The sequence below is a fragment of the Archaeoglobaceae archaeon genome, assembly GCA_038734275.1.
Lineage (GTDB): Archaea > Halobacteriota > Archaeoglobi > Archaeoglobales > Archaeoglobaceae > WYZ-LMO2.
The window spans coordinates 217,964-242,159 of the sequence record JAVYOO010000001.1; the positions used below are offsets into that span (position 1 = coordinate 217,964).

A 24,196-nucleotide genomic window follows, 5' to 3' on the forward strand; every position below is an offset into this window, starting at 1 on the left:
AAATGGCTGTGCCCAATACATCAAAAGCCTTTTTGTGTTCAATTTTATTAATAGCGCCCGGGCCGGGATTTGAACCCGGGGCGTGGGCTCGACAGGCCCACATGTTGGGCCGGACTACACCACCCGGGCTTGAAGCCATTAAGGCTGAAGATTTTTAAATTTTTGCAAATCCTCTAATGACATCACTCATGAGTATAGATCGCAATTACCTCTTCGTTAACCTTTTCGATTTTGCAGAAACCAAATCTTTCGAACTGCACTACCTTGCCCAACTCCTTTTCCACACCTTTTTCGACATATCCTTCCCATGTTCTCTCTCCAATAACCTTACATTTCTTTGTTTGACTTTTTGGAAGCCAGTGAATTATATTTTTTCCTTTTTTAGCTTCCAAAAGTTCATAACTGACGAATTCAGCTTTTTCGTTTAAAATAACGTTGCAAAAGTCTTTTAATCTAACATTTTCGCCTTTGAGTTTTTCGAAGTCTTCTTTGGCAATGAAAACTCTCTTTTCACCCATTAACCTTCTTTTCTCTTTTGAATTTGGGTTTAGTGGTATTTCAACGACTCTCTCTTCAGGTAGCCCACTAATTTCTATTTCAACTGGTTCTGAGACAAAGAAATATCGATTCGCAATTGGGTCTATGATTTTTCTGTTTTCTGCATATAGACTTCTCATACTTACATTTACTTCACTCTCGCTAAGCCCGAGAGCTAAATAGAATCTTCTTATAGCTTCTGCAGTAATTCCACGCCTCCTTAAAGCTCTTACAGTTGGCAATCTTGGATCATCCCATCCGCTGTAATTCCCTGCTTCTATTTCTCTTCTTATAAGCGAAGTTGATAACTTTCCAAACTCTAAAACGTTCACCCTTCCCCAGTGAATCGTAATCGGATACTTCCAGCCAAAGTATTCATAAATATATCGCTGTCTTAGCTCTGAATCGCGCAAATCCTTTCCTCTCAGTATATGGGTTGTTTTGCAGAGATAGTCCTCTATCGCTGATTCAAAGTCAAGCATCGGATAAACACAGTATTTATCTCCAACTAAAGGGTGGGGTGTATAAATGATCCTGAAAGCAACCCAATCCCTTACTGCAGGATCTTTATGTGTTATGTCTGTTTTGATTCTCAATACGACTTCTCCTTCTTTGTAAGCACCTTCAAGCATTTTTTCCCAGACCTCCAAATTGTCTTCGACTGCTGAATTTCTGTGAGGGCAGGGGATTCCATTATCGCGATATTTCTTGAATTCTTCTTTTTTGCAGAAACAAGTATAAGCTCCACCCAGCTCAATCAGCTTTTTTGCATACTCGTAATAGAGAGATATTCGCTTTGATGCGTAAATTATCTCATCCGGTTTATAACCAAGCCATTCAAAATCTTCTATATACCAATCATATGCTTCCAAAATTGGTCTTTTAGTCTTTGGATCGGTGTCGTCGAATCTCAATATGTATTTGCCGCGGTATTCCTTACAGTATTCCCCGTTTATGATTATTCCTCTTGCAGAACCAAGTGTGGGTGGGCCGTTGGGATTTGGAGCAAATCTCATTACAACTTTTCCAACCTCCGCTTCTGGCAATGGAGGCAATTTCAGTTCTTTTTCCTCTTTTTTCTTCTCCTCAGAAGAATACTTGCTTATAAGTTCTTTTCTTTCTAACTCGCTTAAACTCTCAAACTCTCTTATGCAATCCTTTACTAATTGAATCACTTCCTTAATCTTTAATTTTAACTCCGGATTTTCAGCGATTACCTTGCCTATGACAGCCTTTTCATCGGGTTTTCCGTATTTTGCAGAATTTATGGCAATGTATTTCATTATGATTTCCTTCACGGCTCAGTTTTACTTTCACAGGTATAAAAAAACTTCTGCAATTGGCTAAGTAGCGATGTTTCAAAAAAGATGTTTTAAATATCTTATCAATTTTCTTTCCTTGCTATGATCATAGCCTTTGTTGGGTATCCTCTCTCAGGTAAAAGCACAGCCGGAGAAGTTGCAAAGGAATTTGGAATTCCCGTAGTAACCATGGGAGATGTGGTAAGAGAGGAAGCCATTAATCGAGGATTAGAGCCGAATTCAAAAAATCTTGGAAAAATAGCGAGTGAGTTGAGGGAGAGAGAGGGAATGGATGCTATAGCAAAGAGATGTATTCCTAAAATTAAGGCTCTTGGTCCTGTAGTTCTTGTAGATGGTATAAGGGGTATTGCAGAGGTTGAGACGTTCAAGAGAGCTTTTGATGACTTTATTTTAATAGCAATTGAGTGTCCATTGGAAATTAGATTTGGGAGAGCATTACAAAGAGGGAGAAGCGATGACGTCTTTAAAATAGAGGACCTAATAGAGAGAGATAGAAGAGAGGAGGCTTGGGGGCTGAGAGAAGCGATGGAAGTAGCAGATTTTACGATTGAGAACACCCGAGACATTGAAGAATTTAAAGAGAAGGTTAGAGCTATCTTAAAGAAACTTCTCAGTGTGGAGGTGGAAATAGAGACGGAGATACATCCAACAGAAGAAGATGAGAAAGTTGTTAATGCGATTAAAAAACTATTTCCGGATGCGAAGATTAGAATCGAGAATGGAAAACTATTTGCGATTGCAAGAGATTTGGGTAGGTTTAGAGACCTCTTAAGAAGACAGAAAATACTTGATACCGCAAGAGCAGAGCTACTAAAAAATAGGTCGGGCAATAGAGTAGTAATATATCTGAACAAACAAACAGCAACAGTTTCAAAAATAAATTTCTGTGAAGAAAATGCAGTTCTTTCGCCTATTCGGGTAACTTTTAGACTGATAGGGACGTCTTTTCAGAGATTTCTTGATTATTTAGCTCCAGAAACAAAAGACGGGAAACCAGTAAAAGAAATAGAGGAGCTATGAATCCCATACACCGAATTCTGCTAACAACTGATGGGTCCGTTACAACGATAATCGAAGCCTTTACGCAGAAAAACGTTGAAATTGAAACCGTTGAACAGAAAATAATTCCTGCAAATGCTGATATTGCCAGATCTCTTAAAATTTCTGAAGGAGACGATGTTAATTACAGAGTTGTTTACCTGAAGGCAGATGGAGAAATTTATGCAAAAGCGATCTCATATACACCATTAAAAAGACTCGAAAATAGTTTTAGAGAAGACCTAATGCGTGCTGATATTCCAATAGGCAAAATCCTGAAGAAACATAACATTGAGGCTAGGCGAGAGATAAACTGGGGAAAGATTATTTTTGACAACGAACTCGCTAAGGAATTTGGAGTTTCAAAACCAATGTTCTTAGTAAGAAACTACCATATAATTCACAAAGGGGAAATTCTGATTAACATCACGGAGTATTTCCCGATGGAAAAATTCGAGTTTTCTGAACCTTGATTAATTCAGGTTCTATTTTTAAGTTCTTGGAGTAAATCGTAAGCGTTTTTCACTCGCTTTTTCATAAGCAATGCGATTAAAGAGGTCGCAATTGTTAGAATTGTGGAAAACAAGAGGGAGAATTTGAAGATGAATTCAATCTCTTCCGAAGCTAAAAGTTTTCGGTTTACTGCAAAATACCAGGAAATCCCAAAAAGGGTCAGAAAAAGGATTATCCACAATACTGGATGCATTTTGGAGGCTACATCGAGTTTGGATATCAAAATGATCCCAACAATCATCACAAGAGTCAACAAAAACGGCAAAAAGTAGAATCCAGTCTGAAAAGCGTTTTTTGCAGCTGTATAACTAAAGAGGATGAGTAGGGAGAAAATTAAGGTTAAAATCCACAACGAAAATACGGTGATTACTGAATACTTTTTAGATCCAATAAACTTCAGCATAATACGCGTTAACATTGGAATAAATAAATTTTCGGTCTCAGATCATTCTACCGTATCTGTCGATTTCTCCTCTTTTTATTCTTGTTGCTGAAATCGGCTTTCCGTCTTCTGCAAGAACCCAATCGACTTTAATGATCTTTATTTCCTTTTTTCCCATCTCTAATCGCTTTTCATTTATTTTCAAAGCCATTTCAAGCGTTTCTGGAGAAACCACAATCACTTCGAAGTCGTTATCGAGTGTTTTTCCGAATGGATTGGATATCATGACTATCTCTGGCTCAAAACCATATTTTCTGACAATAAACTGTCTCACGTTTTCGGCTCTTATTTCAAAGGGAAGAACACATCGAACTCTTTTTCTTGCCATTTCATCACTTGTAATGCCGATGACCACATCTTTTCCACCAAGCTGGACTGCGCAGTCGATGAGCTTTTTGTGACCTTCATGCAGAGGTTCGAACGTTCCACCGAGCACAACTTTCACAAAAAATTCAGAGCAGAAGAAAATAAAAATTTTTTTATTTATACATATATGTTTAAAAATTATAATTTTTATAGCATCTCAATTTTTCACCGATTGCAACTGCGTTTAGGCATCGATTGCATGAAACACAGTCGCTCCTTATCCAGTGTCTTGGAAGATAAGGGTCCCGAATCAGAGGTCTCGACATTGCAATCAAATCTACGCTTTCGAGAAGCTTTTCAGCAACTTCAATACTCCTTATTCCGCCTACAGCGATCACAGGCACAGAAACTTCTTTTTTAATCTCAATTGCAAACTTTGCAAAATATGCTTCACCACTTTTTTGCACCTTCTGGCTAACCACATTGTATCTGTAATGGTAAGTAGACTCATACATACCTCCACTAACCTCTATTGCGCTGACAAAGTCGTTCAATCTTTTTGCAATCTTTATCGAATCTTGAAGCTCAAGACCTCCAGGAACGAAGTCATGTGCATTCATTTTAACAAGTATTGGGATTTTACTTTTCTCTCTAACTCTTTCGATAATTTCAAGGACAACTCTAACTCCATCACCATATTCGTCTTTCCTTCTATTTGTGTGGGGCGATAGAAATTCACTCAGTAGATAACCATGAGCGCAATGTAGCTGAACAGCATCAAATCCCGCCCTCTCAGCCCTGAGCACGGCATTTTTGAAATCCTCTATTATTTTTTCGATTTCCTCTTTTGTAAGTTCTCTTGGCATCACATCGATTGATGGATCGTAAACTGCGGATGGGGCAACTGGGGGAGATATAAGTGTCTGCCTTCCTGCGTGGGCTATTTGAGCCACAAAGCACACGTCCTTATCAACTCTTTTTACCTCGAATACAAGTCTTTTAAGACCTTCTATAAACTCATCCCTGCTAATTCCAGTCATTTTTGGCATCGCTTTTCCATTATCGCTTACAAACATGAAACCAGTGATAATCATTCCTGTTCCGCCTTCAGCCAGTTTTTTGTAGAGATCTATGAGTTCCTGAGTTACGAACCTGTTTTCAGCCATAGCTTCCGCTGTTGCTGAGCGAACGATTCTATTTTTTAGCTTAAGATCATCAGTTTCCAATTCACTAAAAACTTTCACAGATAACCTCTATATGCTTAATTTAAATAAATTTTTAAAAATAAATTAGTCTCTAAACTTTTGCAGTTTCTTGAGTAATTCGATGTCTCCCTGAGCATCCCCTGCACAAGTTGCGATTATTCCGTCCACCAATCCATCCAGCTTTTCAGCAACTTTCTCTACATCTTCCATTTTTGCAGTAACTGGCCAGCCAATAACCTTGAGAATCTCTGCATTTTTAGGTGTTCCGACAAGGAAATAGGCATATAATGGCTTCTTCAATTTTCTGCACTCTTTTGAAACTTCTTCAAGCATAGGTAAAACTTTTTCTTCTGTTCTCATGAAGAATATAAAATCCCATGGCGCTCTAACTCGCTCTATAAGCTCATCGGCAGATTTTCTTGCGGAGATCAGACATCCAAGCTTTAGATTCTTAATTTTCACAGTATTTCTCAGGAAATCTCTTGCCTCTTCTGAAGATTTGAGCATTTTTATTGGCTCACCATACTTGGGAATGTCCCCCATGGTCAAAACAATTCCATCCAATCCTACCGCCTCAGATGCCAATGCCAGTCCTCCAACTTCCACAGGGCCTTTGTAGTGCAGAATGAATATAGGTATAACTATTTTTTCAGGATATTTCGTCTTTAAAACACATCCAACAGCAATTCCGCTTGGTGCAGGCATTCCTGCAGCGCTGTCAGTTACATTCCAGCCATCGACAAGGTCTTTAGTTTCTTCTGCAAGCTTCAAAAATTTTCTTGTTGGAACAAACTCGTGCAGTATTTTCATCTATATCAACCTCCCCGTTAAATTTAAACAGTAGCATCTATTTAAGATTTTTCTTTTTAATAATTCAGTCTGTGAATGAATTCGGCAGTTAATCTATTTCACAAAAATTTTTATACCTCCTTTCATTGGAAAGGATGATGTTTTTGTCTCTACTGGTATCAATTTCCTGTTTGGTGTTCATAATTGGAGTATTTTACCGAATTGCCAAACTTTTGGATCGAACTCATGTGCGATGCGAACTTTATCCGAATCCTTTTTATTTCCATAGTCATCGAGATTGCGGAGAAATTAAAGATAGAAAGCGATTTTTTATAATTCTAAGAGCAATAGCTTCTATAGCTATTCTTAATAGAAAAAAAATGTCGCTTCAGCCAAAACACTGGTTTGTAACATTTGTATTCCATTTGGGCATATTTCTTCACATCCTTTGGATTTTTATATTAGGTCTTTATGTATTTACAGGAAATCTGATAATCTTTGAGGGCTTTTTCATCTTTTCGATCTTGGGCTTTCTTGGATTGGTTTTGATGTCTTTTTTTGCCAATTATCTGCTAATAAGGAAGCTTCGAGCTCCAATTCGAAATTACGTTCCAATGGAAGACTATACCATTCTTTTTCTTGTTATATTGATGTCGAGTTCTGGAATCTTGGCATTTTTTGAAGTTGACTTAGACCACATGGCAACAGTGCTAAAAGCGTTGTTAACTCAATCCCCTCTCCCTGAAATCCCACCGCTGGAATTTTTGCACCTTCTTTCTTTTTCAATTCTCATTCTAATTCTACCATTTACAAGGATTACTCACTACATTGCAGTGTGGTTTACTCATCTTGTTCTCTGGGATAATAGATCTGCAGAAAGACTCGAACCAAGGCTAAGCGAAACTCTAAAGAGGTCTCGAGTTAAGTGGTGTGCAGATCATCTAAATCCTGATATAAGCTGGGAAGAGGAATTAAAATGGACGAACTTTAAAGTGGGAAAATGAAAAAAGAAGTTAGAATTTCTGATATCGCAAAGAGGGCGGGGTTGCTAATTGAATTAAGTCCTGAGGAATTAATTGAGCTTCCAAAGCCCTACGATTCAATATCAGAAAGCTTGAGCTCACCATTGACAACTAAGGATTACGCCTTTGATCTCGACGGTTTCGTTGCAATTGATCTTGAATGGAGACCCAAAAACGAATTAGAGGAGGGAGAACTGATCTTAAAATTTAAGAATGGATTGCAAAAACTTTTAGATAAGGAAGCAAACTGGACTTTTCTTTACCCGCTTATTCTCTCACTCGAATACTGCACTCGATGCAAATCCTGCTCATCAGCCTGTCACGTCTATCTTGCTTCTGGTAAGAATGAAATTTATCGTCCAACCTATCGTTCCGAAGTTTTCAGGAGAATTGTAAATAGCTATAGGGGAAAGCTGAAATCGAAATTCTTTGGCGGTATAGAAATTAACGCAAAGACCCTATTGAGGTTGGCAGAACTTGCATATAGGTGCAATCTCTGCAGACGTTGTACGCAATTTTGTCCGATTGGAATCGATAATGGACTAATAGCGAGAGAAATAAGAAAGATTTTTGCCCAGGAGCTTGGAATTGCCCCAAAGGCATTGCATTCTCATGGCTCGGTAAAGCATTTGCGAAATGGATCTTCGACCGGACTTACTTCTGATGGATTCAGGGACATTATTAAATTCATAGAGGATGAAATTTTTGAGGTAACAGGAAAAAGAATAAAAATACCTGTTGATGAAAAAGGATCTGAAATACTGCTTATACACAATGCTGGCAATTATCTGAGCAGAACTGAAAACATAATGGCCTTTGCAGTAATATTTGAAGAAGCAGGTTTAGAATGGACGCTGAGCAGTGAATCGGTTGGCTACGATGCTGTAAACTATGGGGCATGGTATGATGATATTCAGCTTGGAAGAATTGCACTTAGACATGCAGAAATAGCAATGAAACTCGAAGTCAAAAAAATCGTCATTGGTGAATGTGGACACGCCCATAAGGCATTGATGGCTTTTGCAGATAGAATGCTACCTCGAGACTATAGAATACCGCGAGAAAGCTGTATCCCCCTATTGTGGGACCTGGTAAAGAAAAAATTAAATCTTGATCCAACAAAAAACAATTTTCCTGTCACTTTGCACGACCCATGCAACATTGTTAGGAATTTGGGAATAGTAGAACCACAGAGAAAAATTCTGCAAAAAATTTGTCCACAATTTAGAGAGATGGAGCCAAGCGGAATTTATAATTACTGTTGTGGTGGTGGTGGGGGACTAGCCGTAATAAATTCCCTAAACTTTCCGGAATTTAGAACCAAAATTTCTTCCAGAGTTAAGTTTTCCCAGATACTCAGGGCTTTTGAAGATTCCATTAATTCTGACGTGAATAAGTTCGTATGTGCTCCATGCAGTAACTGCAGATCAACTCTGAGGGATCTATTTGAAAAATATAATGTGGAAGAGAAGTGTCGTATTCATGAATGTGGCTTAGCGGAACTTATAGCAAACGCAATGGTGGATTTAAGAATCCCGCTGAATGGATAAATTGATAGTATTAAAGGTGCCCAAAACTTCTTTATGCATTCACAGCAATTTTATCTTTGTGACAACTCCAGATATCTACAGTTTCCAGCTCCTCGTAACGCTGGTAAGTGCTTTAGGAGTCTCGTTTGTCCTTAAGGACTATGTAGCGAGTGCTATCGCTGGACTCATCTTCAGAAAAGTGAAGCACATAAGACCAAATACGAGAATAAAGGTGATGGTGAACCCGGTGATAAAGGGAGACGTTGTTGACATTGGCTGGTTTAGAACAACTTTGAGAGAAGTTGGCGATGGGGAAAGGCTTCCAAGTGTTCATACTGGTAGAATTCTGAAGCTTCCAAACTTCTTCCTATTTAACAATCCCCTCGTGATCTATGGGGAAACGATCACAGACGAAGTCGTTGCCTACATAGAAGCCAAGAGATTTAACCCCTCATGTATTGAGCTAATGCGGAAAGCAATCGAAGAGGAAGGGCATAAGGTTGTTGAGGTAGGCGTTTTTCAGAAGGAAAACTACTTCATAGTCCACGGGATCTTTGAGAGCGATATAAGCGAGATGACAGATGTCAGGAGCAAAATTCTACTCAACTTCTTTAAGAAAGTAGAGGAAGCTTCAAAAAAGGCTGGAAGCTAAAATTTTCTGTCCTTCTTTTTCATCTCAGGATAAAGGATCTCTTTTACAGAGTCGAGGAATCCCGAGTAAATGTGGGCATCAACTGCAAAGTGAGCATAGCTGTAATCGCTAAAACCTGTCAGTTCGGCGACGTATTTTGTAAGCAGAGCAAATCCAAACATGTTTGCGTGCATCGCTCCATAAGCGTCGTTTGATCGCATGTAAAAGACTCCTCTAAGTTTTCCTCTATTGTTTAGAAACTGATAACCTCTAAGGCATGGTGGGTCGTTGCTAAGCAGATCCCATGGTCTTGAAATTCCAACGTAGCAATCTCTTCTGCATTTGTCCTCCTTAAGCTTTCTTATGGCTTCAAATAGCTGATCAACCTTTATGGGATCCTTAGTGCAAAATCTGGCCCTCTCTGCATACGTATATTCTTCCCCCTCCTTTAAAATGCTTTTCTCAACTCTCTCGAGCAATTTTTCTGCACAGATAACGTATTCGTGTGCGTAATCGATGCCATATCTCTCAGTGAAAGGAGCCTTGTCATGAAGTTTGTTCTCCTCAGGCTTTTTAACCTCTACAAAGAATCTATGGATGAACTTGCTCGTCTTCTGCCCTTCAAACATGTCCCACTCAGTCTCTTTGGTTTTTCCATGGTTGTAAATGACTTCGAGAGCGGAATGCCATGCTGAGGAAATGTAGTCCTCAACCAAATGTGTTCCGAGCTCAGTATAACCGAAGATTTCCTCTTTTTGTTCTGAAATCAATTTTGCTTTGTTGAGATCCCTCTCGTAAATATGTGGAATACCTATAAGCATTCCAATACTCCCTGAGGGTAACTCAGCCCTATCCGCAACAGATTTTAAAGCGTAGCATAGAAATCGGAAGTTTGGTTCAAAGTAATTAAAACAGTCAAGTGAACGGATATAAGCAGTAAGATGCAATTTTTCATCGAATAGGAATGATATTTCAGTAATTGCTGGGGGATTTGGAGAGAAAGAGTCTTGTGGTCTCCAGATTGGGATTGAGACCCTTCTTGTGAATCTTTTTTCTTTTAGCTTTCTGCCTGCAAGTTCAATTACTTCCAAAAACCTGCTCAAGTATGTTTCTCCAAAGTAATCCCTTGAAACTTCAGGATTATCAGAATTTTCAACAACCAAAAAGCTTGGACCTGCACTTAAGTAGTTCCCGAATCTTGATTTGCATAGAGACCCATTTTCAATTATTTTTGCGATAATAGCACTTCTCGCTCCTTCCCAATCCTTAGAAACAATCATCCAATTAAGTAAAAAAATTGATTTAAATCTTTATCCACTGACAGGCATTGTTTACGCATGCACATCTCATCTGGCTGTGCTCATAGCATTCCCTCCACTCGCAAGTGGTGACGATCGGTTGCTCAAAAATGGATCTGCAAACCTGCCCTGAACAGCTGTCTTGAGTGCAATCTTTATCGCTGTTGCATTTGCCAAACGTAGACCAGCCACAGAATTCAACACCCTTCTTTTCAAGCTTAACAGCTTCTCCCGAAAGGCTGACGAATTCAACTCCAAGATCTGTGGCGTTGAAGATCTTCACTTCCTTCTGGCAAAGACATCTTAGCAACTGTCCATCGTAGTCTTTTTCGATCACTCTGTAAACTTCTCCCCTTTCAACCTTAACCTCATCGCTTCCGCAGTTTACTGTGACGTAGGCTCTGATCATTCTTGCTTGGGAGTCATAAACGTAGTAGTTCTGATACCCGCGGGTTAAATCTGAGCAATTACCAACTTCAAACTGCAACTTAGCCCATTTCTGACCGCATTCTCCTCTAAAGAAAGCCCATTCGTCGCATTCAGTTCCATCTGGAAAAATACAGATTCCAGCCTGCCCTTGGGGTGTTGATTCGATTCTATAGCTATAGCCCAGATCCTTGCAGTAAACCGCTGCAGGGTTGGGGGTTCCTAAGGCATCCGGGGAGCTTTCTTTACTTTCAAAACTCAGCTTCAATATTGTAGCGCTCGAAATTGCTACAATCAGAATCACCAGACTCAATAACACCCTGTTCATGAAATTTGCTTGCTAAAAAGATATTTATGCCTATTTTATTTGGAATATAAAATAAATTATAAAGATGAATTTAGAAAAATTTTCAAAACTCGAAGCATATCTTCAAATGTGATAGAACTTTACGATGTCAGAAAGAGTTTTGGAAATGCAGAAGTGATAAAAGGCATCAGCTTAAAGGTTCATGGAGAAATCTACGGGCTTCTCGGTCCGAATGGGAGCGGTAAAACTACTTTAATGAAAATCGTTGGTGGAATTCTAAAGCCATCAGGCGGAAGTGTTTTTGTTGAGGGGATTGATGTTGTAAAAAACCCGATAAAGGTTAAGGAAATAATTGGCTTTGTCCCGGAAACTCCTGTTTTATATGAGAGTCTTACAGTCTCGGAACTCTTGAATCTCGTGGGAAAGATAAGGGGCTTGAAGAAAGAGGAATTAGAGGAAAGAGTCGCCAATTTTGCAAAAGCATTTGAGATCGAAGAATTCATGGACTCGCTGATCGCAACGCTTAGCTTCGGAAACAGGCAAAAAGTTGCAATAATCTCTGCTTTGCTTCACAATCCGAGAGTTTTGATTCTCGACGAGGTCATGAACGGACTTGACGTTAAATCAGCCAAAATTCTCAGAGAGCTACTTTTCAGATTTCGAAATGAGGGAAAAAGCATTCTGTTCTCTACACACATAATGCCATTCGCAGAAATACTTTGCGACCGTGTTGGGGTAATACATGAAGGCAGAATAGTCGCTGAAGGGAAAGTAAGCGAATTAAAGGATTTTGCACGGGTTAAAGACCTTGAAGATGTCTTCTTAAAACTTACGAGAGGTGAAGACGTATCAGAGCTAATTTCCGCCTTGATGTAACTCAAAGCCTTGTTTCTGCACTTTACAAAGAAGCTCACTTTCAGATGATGAAAAGGAACCCTGGAATTTCTGAAGAAGCTTTACTGAAGAGAATAAGGAAGTTTAACATTAAAAGGAGCTTTATAATGCTTTTTTCTGTCTTTTTATTCCTTGGGATCCTCATAGTCTTTTCTTATCCAGATATTAGTTCTCTGAAGCTATCTTTTGCTCTATTCTTGTTTTTATCTTCGATCTTTATGACTTCAGTAAGCTTACAACAAACAACCGCTGCGGGAGTTTTCGAACCTTTAAGAGTTTTACCAGTTTCTGGAATTGAAAAGCATATCTCAATACTTTTTCTTATCGATTCGCTTGCGATCTTGGGGATTGCGGTCCCATCTGTAGTTTTTATGGCGTTTCAAGACGCGTTATACTCTATCGTTTACTTCTTCTGGCTAATTTTTGCCATTTTATTCGGGCACACGGTTGGAATGGCTTTCTTGGCTATTTTTGGTGTTACACTTGCCCGAAGAAGAGGATTCATTTCCAAAGCACTTTTTGGGGCGTTCATATTGGTTCTGATCCTGATAATGATACCTGAATTTATGGGATCTGGGATTTTTGGGGAGATTTTGGAACTATCAGGCGATTATTATTTCTTGTATCCCTTTACGGTTCTTTGCGACTCATTTAAGAGCTTTATTTTTTTAGTGCTATACTCAGCAATTCTGATTCCAATCAACGTTAAAATCTCTAAAAAAGGAGTCAATGCGCTGTTTGAACCAAAGTTCGAGAAGACTTCAAAGACAAAATTTAAAGTTTTAAGAGGTGGAAAAACCTTTACATTGGTTATGAAGGATTTAAAGCTCATCTATCGGCACCCTTCTGGACTATTGGGGATTCTTCTCCCCTTTCTGATTACCGCTCCACAAGTTTTCGTAATGGGCAGTATAAGCGGTGGAAATTCTGTAGTAATTCAGGCTGTAGCAACAGTTTCCCTATTCGCACCTATAATCCTTGGACTTATAACGAGGGGCGAAGGCAAAGAAATCGATTTTCTGCGAACCCTTCCGCTTTCCAAGAAGGATTTCATGCTCGGAAAGTTTTTAACAACAAGCCTAATAATCTGCACAGCTTCAATGGTGCTTATGTCTATTTCATACATCTTTGGAGCATCCCTTATGGCTTTTACAATTGCATTCTCGATTCCTTTAACAATTTCTGCCTTTAGCGCACTGTATCTATTCAACTATAAGGGCGATGAGGTAGGAATTCCCGAGATGGGACTTCGAAGAATGGCAGTTCTGTTTATTCTATGCATAATCCTTATGGCTCTCCTGATGACACCAATGCAGATCTTAACGAACCCTGTTGGATATGCGATGACATTTTTCTTTTCATTGATACTTTTGGTGATTATGTTTCGTAAGATGAGAAATTAGAAAAACCTATATTTTAAAACGTAGCTGGGCAGGTAAAAGGTGATAATGTGATCGAGTGCGACATCGCCATTGTCGGCACTGGGCTTGCGGGTATGCGGGCGGGAGTTGCAATAGCTGAGAAAAGCAGAAAGGTCTATGTTGCTCTTATATCTAAAACTTATCCGATCAGATGTCACAGCGTATGTGCTGAAGGCGGAAGTGCAGCAGTGCTAAGAGAAGGCGACAGCTTTGAGCTTCATGAGTGGGACACGGTAAAGGGAAGCGACTTCTTGGCAGATCAGGATGCGGTTGAGTTCTTTGTGAGGGAATGCCCCAAAGAAATTATAAGACTTGAAAACTGGGGATGTCCTTGGAGCAGAACTGCGGACGGAAAAATCGCTCAGAGAGCCTTTGGTGGGCAGAGTTTTCCAAGAACTGTTTTCGCTGCGGACAGAACTGGTTTTCATGAAGTCCATACGCTTTACGAAAGACTGCTGAGCTACGAAAATGTTGAATTCTTCAACGAGTTCTTTTTGACAAATTTGGCAATAGCAGATGGCAGAATTCAGGGGATCTCAGCAATAGATCTCAAAAATGGAGATCTTGAGTTTTTCAAAGCCAAAGCGGTGATCCTTGCAACAGGTGGGGCGGGAAGGCTTTACGGATTTACGACTTACAGCCATCAGGTTACTGGAGATGGGATTGCAATTGCCTATCGTTGTGGAATTCCATTAAAGGACATGGAGTTCATGCAGTTTCATCCAACAGGCTTAATTCCGTCGGGAATACTAATGACCGAGGCTTGCAGAGGAGAAGGGGGCTATTTGAGAAATCGACTTGGAGAGCGCTTCATGCAGAAATACGCCCCGGAGAAGATGGAATTGGCTCCCAGAGACGTGGTTGCAAGGGCAATGTGGAAAGAAATAATAGAGGGACGGGGATTTGAAAGCGAGCATGGTCCATACATCGCTCTCGATCTAACCCATCTTGGTGAGGAGAAGATCGAAGAAAGGCTACCGATGATAAGAGAGGCTGCGATCAAGTTTGCTGGCGTTGATCCAGTTGAAGAGCCAATTCCAGTTAAGCCAGTCCAGCACTACACGATGGGGGGCATTCATACAAATATGTTCACGGAAACTCCAGTAAAGGGCTTGTTTGCAGTCGGGGAATGTGCCTGCATAAGCATTCACGGAGCAAACAGACTGGGGAGCAACTCGACAGTTGAATGCCTTGTTTTCGGCAGAGTTGCTGGAGAGATGGCTTTGAAGTTTGCCGAAAATGCCAAAGAACCAGAGATCCCAAAGAATTTTATAAAAGAGGAAGAGAGCAGAATATACGATAAAATTGGCAAGGGTGATGAGAATCCGCATGCGATCAAGAAGAGGCTGAACGAAGTAATGGACACCCATCTGTGGATCTTCAGAACAGGTGAGGGCTTAAAGGAGGCTTTGCGGGAAATAAGAGAGCTTAAAAGAAGATATGAGCGGGTAGCGATTTCAGACAGCTCAAGAAAGTTCAATGTCGCCCTGCTTTCAACGCTTGAAGTCGGCTATCTGCTTGATCTGGCTGAAGTGGTTGCAATGGGCGCTTTGCTAAGGACTGAGAGCAGAGGTGCGCATTACCGCTTGGATCATCCAGCGAGAGACGATGAGCACTGGTTAAAGCACACCCTTGCTTACTACACTGGCAAGGAGCCAAGATTCGAATATCTGCCAGTCACGATCACGAAGTGGAAGCCTGTGGAGAGGAAGTATTGAGGTGAAAGCATGAAGTTTAAAATAAAAAGATTTAATGAAAAAAATGGAAGCTACTGGCAAACTTTTGAAGTGCCTGTGAGGACTGCAATGACCGTTCTCGATGGGCTATTTTACATAAGAGAAAATCTTGACAACAGCCTTGCTTTCAGAGCTTCATGCAGAATGGGAATCTGCGGGAGCTGTGCGGTGAAAATCAACGGCAAACCAAGGCTTGCGTGCGAAACCCAGCTTTCAAAGTTCAAAGAAGTTAAGATTGAGCCACTTGACAACTTTGCGGTTATAAAAGATCTGGTTACCGAATTCGAGGGCTTCTTTGCAAAGCACAAGAAGGTGAAGCCCTATCTTATTAACCCGAAGATCAGCTACGAGAATCCCGTGGAGCAGATTCAGACTCCAAAGCAGTTAAAAGCTTATTACGATTTCACTCTCTGCATAAAATGCGGAGCCTGCTACTCCGTTTGCCCTGCGGGAGCAACTCTCGAGAGCTATCTTGGTCCAGCGGCACTCGCTTCTGCATACAGATTCAATGCGGACAGCAGAGACCATGGCAAAGAGGAGCGTTTGAAAATAGTTTCTCAGCCTAATGGCGTTTGGCGATGTCACTCAGCGATGGAGTGCAGTGAAGTTTGCCCGAAGCAAATTGAGCCCGCAAAAGCCATTCAGTTGCTAAGAAGGGCAACGCTGAGGTGAGAAAAATGCGAATACTTGGCTGGTTCAAATATCGCTCCCCATTCGGGATGACCTTCATGTTCCAGCGAATAACTGGGCTAATTCTGCTATTCTATCTCTGTCTGCATTTGGCTTACCTTACCTCGCTTCAGGAAAAAGAGCTTTACGAGTTCTTCACGAGCATTACCGTGTCTAAGCAGTTCTTCATATTCGACTCATTGCTGATCCTATGCGGTGTCTTCCACGGGCTGAATGGGCTTCGAATAATAATTCACGAGCTTGGCTTTGCTCATGAACACAGAAGAGTTGTGCTCATAATCACTGGACTCTTGGCAGTGGTTGCATGGCTTTATGGAAGCTATATAATGTTCCTTGCAATAGGTGATTGAAATGCGTGGCTTTGAGCCAATAGCTTGGGTTTTGCAGGCGATAACTGGGATTGCGATGGTCTTTCTGATCACTGTGCACTTCTTTGCAACTCACTCAGCACACGACTTGCTAAGCTACGAAAGTGCGGTAGAGAGGCTTAAGAGCTTTGATTACAAGCTCTTCTATGCGTTACTGCTTATTGTTGTCTCATTCCACGCCTTCAACGGCTTGAGAGCGGTAATTTTGGACACAGAAGGGGGAATGAAAAGAAAAAGGCTTGTTAACGTCTCAATAGCGATGCTGGCAATCTTAGCCATAGCTTACGGGCTCTTTTTGCTCATGAGATTTTAATCTTATATAAAAATTTATAAACAAGGACCTTAATCTTAATTCATGAAATTGATCATCCACGCCCTTCTCGGAATTGCGTTGGGCGTGATTTCTGCTTATATTATGATTAGCTTGGCGCCAGAATTTCTCTGGGTTCACAATGGAGTTTGGAAAACTTCCCTTGTGGCTGGCAGTGAGAAAGCGGATCCATATACGAAGGCGATAGTGGCAAAGAATTATCTTTATGTTCTAAACAAATCTGAAGCTATTTACTTCATAGCGGACAGCGATGGTGAGCGGAAGCTTGATAGAAGCTGTGATTACAAAATTGTCGGCAAAGATCTGCCAGCAAGATGGTGGAGCATTACAGTTTATGGAGAAGATAACTTTCTGATACCGAACGAGCACAAAATTTACTCTATAACATCTGCAAACGTTGTAAAAAACGGAGATTTATGGGAAGTTTACATTTCAAAGGATCCTAAGGGCAAAAACTGGATCCCGCTACGGGGAGAGGGGAATTTTTACATAACTTTAAGACTTTACAATCCCGAAAAGATCGTTTATGATAAGATTGCAGAAATCGAGCTTCCAAAAATAATGAAGGAGGTGTGCAGATGAGCAAAGTAAAGGGATTTGCCATATTGGCTGTCTTTGCAGTCCTCAGCCACATCGCTTTCATCTATGCTTATCCTTACATCGTCGTAACATCGAACTATTTTGCCAGCAAAGGAGAGGTAAAAGTTAACGAAGTTTACTATCAGCAACCCGTAGATGAGAACTTTAAGAAAGTTGTAATGCCGAGCCCCGATATACTTTATTCTGCATGTGTTTACGACATCAGCAAATCCGATTTGCTCATCGAGGCAAGAGTTCCGAATTTTACCTACTGGTCTGCTTCATTTTATGCAATGAGCACGGACAACTACTTCACGATCAACGACAGAATGGTGAGCGATAATATCACTCTGATTCTTACGACCAACAAAAGCTGTAAGAAAGAAAACTGCGTTATTTCGCCAAGTGATAGGGGCATAGTAATCTTCCGCATTTTCATTCCAGATAAGTCTCTTCTAAGCGAGCTTGAAGAGTATCAGAAGTCGATAAAGTGCAGATCTTTCGTGGCTGAGTAGTCCTTTTGATTTCTTGATTTTTTAGTGTTTAATTTTATATTACAGAGTATCTGGTAATATGAGCTTATTTGAATTTCATACTAAGTAAGACCAAATTGCCACTTAACACCAAGTAGCAGTCAAAGAGCCTGTGGAGCCTTATAAAAATCCCGATTTCAGCTTTAAATTCTATTAAATTTTTCTTTTCAGCAAAGAACTTTTATCATAACTTTAGCCAATCAAAATCCACAGAAGATTTGCAAACTCAATCAAAAGCCAAAAATAAAAATCCGCATCCTTAAAATTTACTCGATTTATATTCAGAATTCATCATATACACTGCACAGTAATAAGGCTTCAGCATAGACTAAGATTTTTATAGAACAAAATTCTGGCTGAATTGATTTTTATTCGAAATTTTTTGTTTTCAATTGTCGTTAGCAGAAATCAACAATCTTATATGATCACTGCATCCCCTTTTTAAACCCCCATGCAATTTTGAGGTCTGCAGTTGGTGTTACTGATAGTGAACAGAAAAGCTTATATTTTTTGAATTTGCAGTATTTTTAGGTAGGGTAACAATCCCTAAACCCTGAAAACGGGTATTGAAAGATGCTTCTCAGCACAAATCGGGCAAACCCGTTCATTCTGTTAAACTTATTTGCATTTTAAAAGAGCTTTTTTGCTATTATCGACTCGTTGAAAGATAGAGCAGAATTGAAAGGTTCTTTATTAGAGAACCCAAAGTTTTTACATCTTCTATCAGTTTTTCGTTAAAGACTTCAAGAATCTGCTCAATTATTGAATTTTCCGACGAATTTTCGTCTGATTCCTCTTTCTCAGTGAATTTGATTGAACTCAGATACTTCAAAATTTCGGATATCCTTTTGTAAACTCTAATAAAGTCCTCCCATATAAATGCTTTTAAATCTACTTCAGTTCCACCATGTGAGAGGGGAGATTTGTTTCTGAGATTTTTTATTTTTGTAACGTCTTGATCCCCCAAAAAGAATGATTTTGCAAATTTTTTAGCCTTCTCGTCTTCCATTTGTTTATCTGCTAAACTCTCGATCAGGATCTTGAAAGTTTTAACCCCCGTAGTCTCTATTCGATCAATTGTAGAAGATAGCAGGTTTAGTGCGAGAAGTTTCTCATTGGCTCCAAACCTGATTGCAGAATGTAAATAGAGCCAAATAGCTTTTAAAATTTCCTCTAAGATCTCTCTAAGCTTCGAATTTTCGATGTATTCGATATCTGAAAATATATTACGAAACTGACTTAAAGACCCCGAGATTCTGGCTATTTCTTCTAAAAAGGTCTGAGAAAATTCGCCCCATCTTAGCATTCTTCAGCTTTTCAGCGACCTCTTTCAATACTCAAAACTCCTCAAAAATCTTTTCTGGCCTTTTTCCAAAGAATTCTGCATTTAGGAAACATTTAAGAAGTGTTTTGAGTTTTCTGACCTTCTCATTATCAATAATAAGTTCATTCAGATGAATTTCATCAGCCTTAAGGGAAGAAATAAAATCAAGAACTGGTATATTTTCGATCCAGGTTAGCCTCTTTGGCTCAAGAACAAGAATTTCGACTTTACTAAATTCTTTTGAATTGATTTCTTCGATTTTAATCTATATTGCTCGAATCAATTATTTTTCCATCTTCGATAGAAAAATCCCTATCGTCCGCTTTTATTCGAGCAAATGCTTTGCGTTGTTCCATTTCACATAAAGATCGCAAAACTTCTTCAAATCTTTGCCACCAACTTTTATTATCTCTTCAGCAATTCTTTCGGCGATCTGGATACACTCATTCTTGTTCTTTGCTCTCTCAAAGGCTCTTTCATCGATCATTGCAGAGATCAGGTGCTCCTTTAACACAACTTTTTTATCCTCGTTGTAAATCAAATCGTAGTAAGCGTTTCTAATCGCAGTCTCAACAGCTTTCTGCAATCTTTTTGCAATCTCCTGATCTTTCGTCATTCTTGGTAAATTCTTATGAAATCTCCTAACTTCCTCGAGCATATCAGACACCTGCAAAAATAACTTTGCTGAACTTCGCAATTCGATCGCTAAACTTCTTACTAAACTCCCCTATGAAGTCTTTAGCGTTTAGTTCTCTCTTTTTCAGTTCAAGTCCATCAAAAGAAAGCTCATAAAGTTTGATTTCAACTGGAAACATTTGTCCAAAGCCTTGCGGTTTAGCGTAACCTAATTTAAGAACAGCATTTTCAATTCCAAACCCCATAGCCATTATTAGTCCGCCAAGCTCTATAGGTTTTAGATTGTAGCCAACAACTTTGCCCTTAAGCGGTGTTCCAGCGGGTATGCATTCCATGAGCCCATATCTATTTGTTGGTGGAGCCCTTCGGGTGTAAAACTTGATTTGCCCCCTTCTCCCCTTTTGTGGTCTCCATTGCCTTAGAACCTCAACCTCTCTAAGCTCTAATTTTTCTGGAAGCAGATCGGAAAAGAATACCTTGGAAATTGCAGCCTTTACTCTTGTCGCCCCGAATAAATTTGATGTCATCTCAGCACTTCCACATAAGGCTAAGAAATTTCTCGATATCGCTCCCTTGAAGCTCGATCCCGGGATAACCGCTTTGCCTTTAGAATCCCTGTAATGCAGAAGCAAAATTTCGAGCCCTTTCTCTTTTTTAATAACTTTTTTCAACCCGCTGGAGATATGCAGATTTGTTTTGAGCTTGAAAGCTGGCTCAAGCAAAAAGACGTTCTCAAACTTCTTCCTACTATCTGGCGAAACTACAGTGCGGAGGGTTGAATCTACTGGCACGAAGTCGCAGTAGCTCATAGTTTCACCATTCTAAGCATTGAATCAAAGAATTTAGCAACCTCCTCTCCTTTGAGACGGATTTCAACTCCAAAGAAAGTGCTGTTCTCAATTATATCTGCTTTGAAAACATTTTTCGCAATTTCAACGTCTGAGTTCACTTTCTTAACTCTTAATGAATCGAATTTTTCTGGAATGAGATTTTTAACTTCGAATTCCTGACTAAGATCCTTCAGATCCCTTCCGGGAAAGATGAGGCGAAGTTCATCAAGCTCAATTGCAACCTCTCCATAGCCACGACTCTTAAAACCACCGAGTCTTGCAATTCCAAGGTTCATAAGATCCATTACCGGCTTTAACAGAGCCAAAGCCTTTGGATGTAGATTTCTTGCAGAGAATATCTTACCCTCGAAGATCGTTCCGTCCGTTACGCATTCAACGTCAAATAGATTTCTAACCCCTCCAGTCTCGGGATTTATCGCTATGTGCTTTCTCTCGATGACCTTCCCAGTTTTATCTTTTACTGGAATCTCGTGGAACAGTATTGCAGAGGCATGGTCTCTTTCCTCAGCCCCTCCAAAAATTTCATTCAGCAATTCATTCGCCTCTCTTTCTTTCATCTTTGCAAGAAGTATCTTCTCTAAATTCCCCCTAAAAAATCCCTTGATACTCGAACCCGGAATTATGGGCTCACCTTTTGAATTCTTTATAACAGGTAGATCCGAGGTTACAACACTGAACTCCTTTCCCGCTCCGACTCTAATGGGGCTTACCGCTTTTAGCTTCCCCACTGCGGTTGTTATTAAAGAATAATTGCTGAAGTCTCCCATTTATTTCACCTCCTCTGCCTGCCCTATTGCAAGCCCCTCAGCCGTGTAGCGCAAAATCTTTTCAATTTTAAGCTCGCACAACCCGTAGCCCCTCGATCTCATTCCGCCAACGTGAATTTCGAGCCCATTCTTTAGAGTTTTGCAAAAAACCTCGTTGAAAAACCTGTTCACATCTTCGTAATCTTCTGAAAGCTCATCAAAGACGATTTTGAACTTGAATATTCCTTCAACAAATTCAACAGTAAAAAGCTTCCCCTTCTCAGCCCTGTCCTTTTTTGGATTTATCCTAACATGTGTTCTACTTCCGGTTTTGAAGTCTATTGGTTCTGCATCGGTTATTTTCAAAGGCGAGGCAAGTCCAGATATTCCAAAGAATTTTTCGAGAGTTCCAAGCTTTTCTTTAACGTTCCTTATTTTTTCAACTTCAGAGCACTTTGCAAAATCTCTTTCGAACTTTTCAAGCTCTTCTTGGAGAACTTTGAACCATTCGAACTTACTTAATGCTCCAGATCTTGCAAGTCTGTAGAAGTGCGCCCTTAGAACACCCCTTATGCTCGAACCCGGTATCACGGGGATCTCCCTCTCTTCTCCATTTTCTTTTCTTTTAACCTTCACAATCGGATTATCCACTCCAAACCCCAAGGTCTTTTCCGAACCGACATGGAGCGGAGAAAGAGTTTTCAAACTGCATTCGAGCACGTTTCTCGCCTTTAGAGCTTCGTGCATAGATCTTCACCCAGCTTAAGCTTAATGTGGTAGAGCTTGATTGTATACTCAAAAACACCTTTCAACGTATCTTTCCAGTTATCGCCAAGCCCTTCAGTGAGCTCTCTCAGCTTTTTGAAAAACTTTATATTGTCTTCTCCTTCCTTCCTCGCAACCACATATCCGACGGAGATCAAGTATTCGTCCTTGCTATTTACTTCATCCAACATCTCGAGAGCTTTTCTCAAAAAACTCCTTGTAACCTTTCCCCCTTCTTCTTCTTTTTCGACCACTTCTATACCCTCCAAAAGTTTACAAGCTTCCTTAACTTTATCAATCCCACTCACGATCTCCCACCTCCATTCAAAACGCTAAACTCATAATGCACAGGATGGTTGAAATAAAGCCAGTCAAACCATGGCTGGCTTAAAATCTTTAACTCCTGTTTAGCAAGCTCCTCAGCCATCTTCTCTGGATCTCTTGCATAGAAAACTCCTGCTGAGCCCGAACTAATTGTGTCTGCTATTATGAAGTATCCTTTGTCTTTTCTCTCATATCTCAAGCTTCTTCTAATCCGCTCTAACCTGAAAACGATCTCGAGGTCCAGCTTTTGAGTCCCATCCGTCAGATAGGTGTAAGTGCCGTAGTATTCGTTTATTTTCTCACCAAAAAGTTTGTAAATTTTTTCGAACCCCTCTCTTATCTCTTTTGCTCTTTTTTCGATGAACTTATTTTCGTCGTATTTTTCCACTATTTTTAGCCTTACTAACCCCATTCCACGTGATTTCCATGCTCCAATCTTTATTTCTCCATTAAATATGTCAGCGAGGTCTTTCTCACAGAATACGAGAAACCTGAATTTTTGTTCGTCTTTTATTGCAGTGAAACCATAAAGCATATTTTCTTTCGAAGACTTCAGTTTCTCATCTATTGCTACCCTTGTAAATTGCATCAGGGTAACATTCTTGAATTCTTTTCCGTTAAAAGTCGCCAAACTCTTTTTATATCTCTCCTTTCTAACTTCTTCAATCTTTTCCAGATTTGCTTTTCCGCTCCAGAATAGCCTCTCCAGAAACAAATAAAGGAGTTGATCTTTCTTTGCTTCTTTCCCAGCTTTTTGTCTCGACTCACATGCGCTTTGTAGTTCAGGGATTCCCGGGGATTTTGAATCCCATTCCCCAACAACAGCATTCGTTAACTTTAGTTCTTTATTTATCCAGATTTTTCTGTAATCGCAATTCTCTGGACAATTTGAACATTCAGGTATTTTGTTTGGACTTTCTAAGTTTTTACAGTTTCCAAGGTTGTTTCTCACATTTTCGAAAATGGACTTTCTTGCAAGAGCTCCCGCTATGGATGAAGCGGGTATATATTTAGCGGTCTCGAAAAATTTCGTTTTTCCTTTTTTTGCAACTATAACAACTGGTTCGAGGGTCTCGAGTTCAACCAAAAAAACACCTTTCATACTTTTACCTCCACAAATTTCTTAAAATTCTCATCAATCTCCACGTCCTCTATTAAACCCATTCCTTTCGAGCCAAATCCGCCAATTGTGTCATATCTCAAATAATTTAGTCCATAGTAAAGGATTTTTGCCTCTTCTCTTGTTATCTTTATCAAAGGGCGTAAGATGAACTTTATTTCTTCGATTTCTAAAAAGCTGTAGGAGAAAAGATGTCCGTGCTTTACAGAACCCAGTAATGGATCTATCTTTATCCCATGTCTAACGTTTTTCTCAGATTTCTCGTTCTGGTTTAATAGCAACACTTGAACCTTGCCCTCAAAGTCATCTTTACCAAATATCTCACTTTCCTCAGCATTTTTCAAGTTAAGGGAATTGAGAGCTTTTTTTACTGCCTTTCTTAACAACCCCCTAATACTACTTGCGGTGTATTTTAAAGGAACAGAACCGAGATCCACGTCCTCTTGTATGCCTCCAACTCTGAACTTTCTAACTTTTAACGAAACATTGATATCTTTTACCCAGAAATCCATT

General features: G+C 39.8%; 27 protein-coding genes and 1 tRNA gene. 13 read left to right on the plus strand and 15 right to left on the minus strand.

Annotated elements, in window-relative coordinates:
- Positions 1-54: 54 nt before the first annotated feature.
- Both QXI54_01160 and QXI54_01165 read right to left on the minus strand, forming a co-directional pair.
- A tRNA-Asp gene (locus tag QXI54_01160) sits at positions 55-129 on the minus strand.
- Between the two features lie 53 nt (positions 130-182).
- Positions 183-1,835: a glutamate--tRNA ligase gene (locus QXI54_01165; GenBank protein MEM0301763.1), complete on the minus strand. Its 1,653-nt coding sequence runs from the start codon at positions 1,833-1,835 to the stop codon at positions 183-185.
- A gap of 105 nt (positions 1,836-1,940) precedes the next feature.
- Here QXI54_01165 and QXI54_01170 point away from each other — a divergent pair, with 105 nt between their 5' ends.
- Complete coding sequence (locus QXI54_01170) at positions 1,941-2,879, plus strand: AAA family ATPase (protein ID MEM0301764.1); 939 nt, start codon at positions 1,941-1,943, stop codon at positions 2,877-2,879.
- Positions 2,876-3,370 (plus strand): chorismate pyruvate-lyase family protein, encoded by a 495-nt coding sequence (locus QXI54_01175; protein ID MEM0301765.1) that lies wholly within the window; start codon positions 2,876-2,878, stop codon positions 3,368-3,370. The genes QXI54_01170 and QXI54_01175 overlap by 4 nt, the downstream gene beginning before the upstream one ends.
- A gap of 480 nt (positions 3,371-3,850) precedes the next feature.
- On the opposite strand, the gene QXI54_01180 is transcribed toward QXI54_01175, so the two are convergent.
- From QXI54_01180 to QXI54_01190, 3 genes are read right to left on the minus strand one after another with little or no spacing between them, the layout of a single operon-like run.
- Entirely contained in the window at positions 3,851-4,297 is a 447-nt protein-coding gene (locus QXI54_01180) for a phosphopantetheine adenylyltransferase (protein ID MEM0301766.1), read from the minus strand.
- Positions 4,298-4,349: 52 nt separating this feature from the next.
- Positions 4,350-5,402 (minus strand): NADH:flavin oxidoreductase, encoded by a 1,053-nt coding sequence (locus QXI54_01185; protein MEM0301767.1) that lies wholly within the window; start codon positions 5,400-5,402, stop codon positions 4,350-4,352.
- Between the two features lie 45 nt (positions 5,403-5,447).
- Positions 5,448-6,173, minus strand: coding sequence for a hypothetical protein (locus QXI54_01190; GenBank protein ID MEM0301768.1), 726 nt, complete (start codon positions 6,171-6,173; stop codon positions 5,448-5,450).
- A 134-nt stretch (positions 6,174-6,307) separates the two neighbouring features.
- Here QXI54_01190 and QXI54_01195 point away from each other — a divergent pair, with 134 nt between their 5' ends.
- Genes QXI54_01195 through QXI54_01205 form a run of 3 tightly spaced genes read left to right on the plus strand, consistent with a single transcriptional unit; the run spans position 6,308 to position 9,355 of the window.
- Positions 6,308-7,156, plus strand: a complete 849-nt coding sequence (locus tag QXI54_01195) for a hypothetical protein (protein MEM0301769.1) — start codon at positions 6,308-6,310, stop codon at positions 7,154-7,156.
- Positions 7,153-8,724 (plus strand): (Fe-S)-binding protein, encoded by a 1,572-nt coding sequence (locus QXI54_01200; GenBank protein ID MEM0301770.1) that lies wholly within the window; start codon positions 7,153-7,155, stop codon positions 8,722-8,724. The genes QXI54_01195 and QXI54_01200 overlap by 4 nt, the downstream gene beginning before the upstream one ends.
- Positions 8,725-8,782: 58 nt before the next feature.
- Complete coding sequence (locus QXI54_01205; GenBank protein ID MEM0301771.1) at positions 8,783-9,355, plus strand: hypothetical protein; 573 nt, start codon at positions 8,783-8,785, stop codon at positions 9,353-9,355.
- Here the strand turns inward: QXI54_01205 and QXI54_01210 are convergent.
- Both QXI54_01210 and QXI54_01215 read right to left on the minus strand, forming a co-directional pair.
- Positions 9,352-10,614: a thymidylate synthase gene (locus QXI54_01210; protein MEM0301772.1), complete on the minus strand. Its 1,263-nt coding sequence runs from the start codon at positions 10,612-10,614 to the stop codon at positions 9,352-9,354. The two genes, QXI54_01205 and QXI54_01210, sit on opposite strands and share 4 nt — an antisense overlap.
- 22 nt (positions 10,615-10,636) lie before the next feature.
- Positions 10,637-11,386: a DUF333 domain-containing protein gene (locus QXI54_01215; protein MEM0301773.1), complete on the minus strand. Its 750-nt coding sequence runs from the start codon at positions 11,384-11,386 to the stop codon at positions 10,637-10,639.
- Positions 11,387-11,494: 108 nt separating this feature from the next.
- Here QXI54_01215 and QXI54_01220 point away from each other — a divergent pair, with 108 nt between their 5' ends.
- The 8 genes from QXI54_01220 to QXI54_01255 are packed head-to-tail and all read left to right on the plus strand — an operon-like array spanning position 11,495 to position 17,899.
- A complete protein-coding gene (locus QXI54_01220) occupies positions 11,495-12,241 on the plus strand; it encodes an ABC transporter ATP-binding protein (GenBank protein MEM0301774.1) in 747 nt (248 codons plus the stop codon).
- A 44-nt stretch (positions 12,242-12,285) separates the two neighbouring features.
- Positions 12,286-13,662, plus strand: a complete 1,377-nt coding sequence (locus tag QXI54_01225; protein MEM0301775.1) for a hypothetical protein — start codon at positions 12,286-12,288, stop codon at positions 13,660-13,662.
- 47 nt (positions 13,663-13,709) lie between these two features.
- Positions 13,710-15,398 carry a succinate dehydrogenase/fumarate reductase flavoprotein subunit gene (locus QXI54_01230; protein ID MEM0301776.1) on the plus strand — a complete coding sequence of 563 codons (1,689 nt, stop codon included), beginning with the start codon at positions 13,710-13,712 and terminating at the stop codon, positions 15,396-15,398.
- 9 nt (positions 15,399-15,407) lie between these two features.
- Positions 15,408-16,088, plus strand: a complete 681-nt coding sequence (locus QXI54_01235; GenBank protein ID MEM0301777.1) for a succinate dehydrogenase iron-sulfur subunit — start codon at positions 15,408-15,410, stop codon at positions 16,086-16,088.
- A 5-nt stretch (positions 16,089-16,093) separates the two neighbouring features.
- Positions 16,094-16,456: a succinate dehydrogenase gene (locus QXI54_01240; protein ID MEM0301778.1), complete on the plus strand. Its 363-nt coding sequence runs from the start codon at positions 16,094-16,096 to the stop codon at positions 16,454-16,456.
- Position 16,457: 1 nt separating this feature from the next.
- Positions 16,458-16,787 (plus strand): succinate dehydrogenase, encoded by a 330-nt coding sequence (locus tag QXI54_01245; GenBank protein ID MEM0301779.1) that lies wholly within the window; start codon positions 16,458-16,460, stop codon positions 16,785-16,787.
- A gap of 42 nt (positions 16,788-16,829) precedes the next feature.
- Positions 16,830-17,387, plus strand: coding sequence for a DUF1214 domain-containing protein (locus QXI54_01250; protein ID MEM0301780.1), 558 nt, complete (start codon positions 16,830-16,832; stop codon positions 17,385-17,387).
- The gene (locus tag QXI54_01255; GenBank protein MEM0301781.1) at positions 17,384-17,899 is read left to right on the plus strand and encodes a DUF1254 domain-containing protein; all 516 of its coding nucleotides are present in this window, start codon (positions 17,384-17,386) and stop codon (positions 17,897-17,899) included. Before QXI54_01250 ends, QXI54_01255 begins: the two co-directional genes overlap by 4 nt.
- A gap of 667 nt (positions 17,900-18,566) precedes the next feature.
- Here QXI54_01255 and QXI54_01260 read toward each other — a convergent pair.
- The 8 genes from QXI54_01260 to QXI54_01295 form a co-directional block, all read right to left on the minus strand.
- The gene (locus QXI54_01260) at positions 18,567-19,223 is read right to left on the minus strand and encodes a hypothetical protein (GenBank protein ID MEM0301782.1); all 657 of its coding nucleotides are present in this window, start codon (positions 19,221-19,223) and stop codon (positions 18,567-18,569) included.
- A gap of 343 nt (positions 19,224-19,566) precedes the next feature.
- The gene (locus QXI54_01265; GenBank protein MEM0301783.1) at positions 19,567-19,899 is read right to left on the minus strand and encodes a hypothetical protein; all 333 of its coding nucleotides are present in this window, start codon (positions 19,897-19,899) and stop codon (positions 19,567-19,569) included.
- A gap of 1 nt (position 19,900) precedes the next feature.
- Positions 19,901-20,686, minus strand: a complete 786-nt coding sequence (locus tag QXI54_01270; protein ID MEM0301784.1) for an RAMP superfamily CRISPR-associated protein — start codon at positions 20,684-20,686, stop codon at positions 19,901-19,903.
- Complete coding sequence (locus QXI54_01275) at positions 20,683-21,495, minus strand: RAMP superfamily CRISPR-associated protein (GenBank protein ID MEM0301785.1); 813 nt, start codon at positions 21,493-21,495, stop codon at positions 20,683-20,685. Before QXI54_01275 ends, QXI54_01270 begins: the two co-directional genes overlap by 4 nt.
- Positions 21,496-22,221 carry an RAMP superfamily CRISPR-associated protein gene (locus QXI54_01280; GenBank protein ID MEM0301786.1) on the minus strand — a complete coding sequence of 242 codons (726 nt, stop codon included), beginning with the start codon at positions 22,219-22,221 and terminating at the stop codon, positions 21,496-21,498.
- Positions 22,206-22,547, minus strand: a complete 342-nt coding sequence (locus tag QXI54_01285) for a hypothetical protein (GenBank protein ID MEM0301787.1) — start codon at positions 22,545-22,547, stop codon at positions 22,206-22,208. Before QXI54_01285 ends, QXI54_01280 begins: the two co-directional genes overlap by 16 nt.
- Complete coding sequence (locus QXI54_01290) at positions 22,544-23,665, minus strand: RAMP superfamily CRISPR-associated protein (protein ID MEM0301788.1); 1,122 nt, start codon at positions 23,663-23,665, stop codon at positions 22,544-22,546. The genes QXI54_01285 and QXI54_01290 overlap by 4 nt, the downstream gene beginning before the upstream one ends.
- Positions 23,662-24,195, minus strand: coding sequence for an RAMP superfamily CRISPR-associated protein (locus tag QXI54_01295; GenBank protein MEM0301789.1), 534 nt, complete (start codon positions 24,193-24,195; stop codon positions 23,662-23,664). The genes QXI54_01290 and QXI54_01295 overlap by 4 nt, the downstream gene beginning before the upstream one ends.
- Position 24,196: the final 1 nt, after the last annotated feature.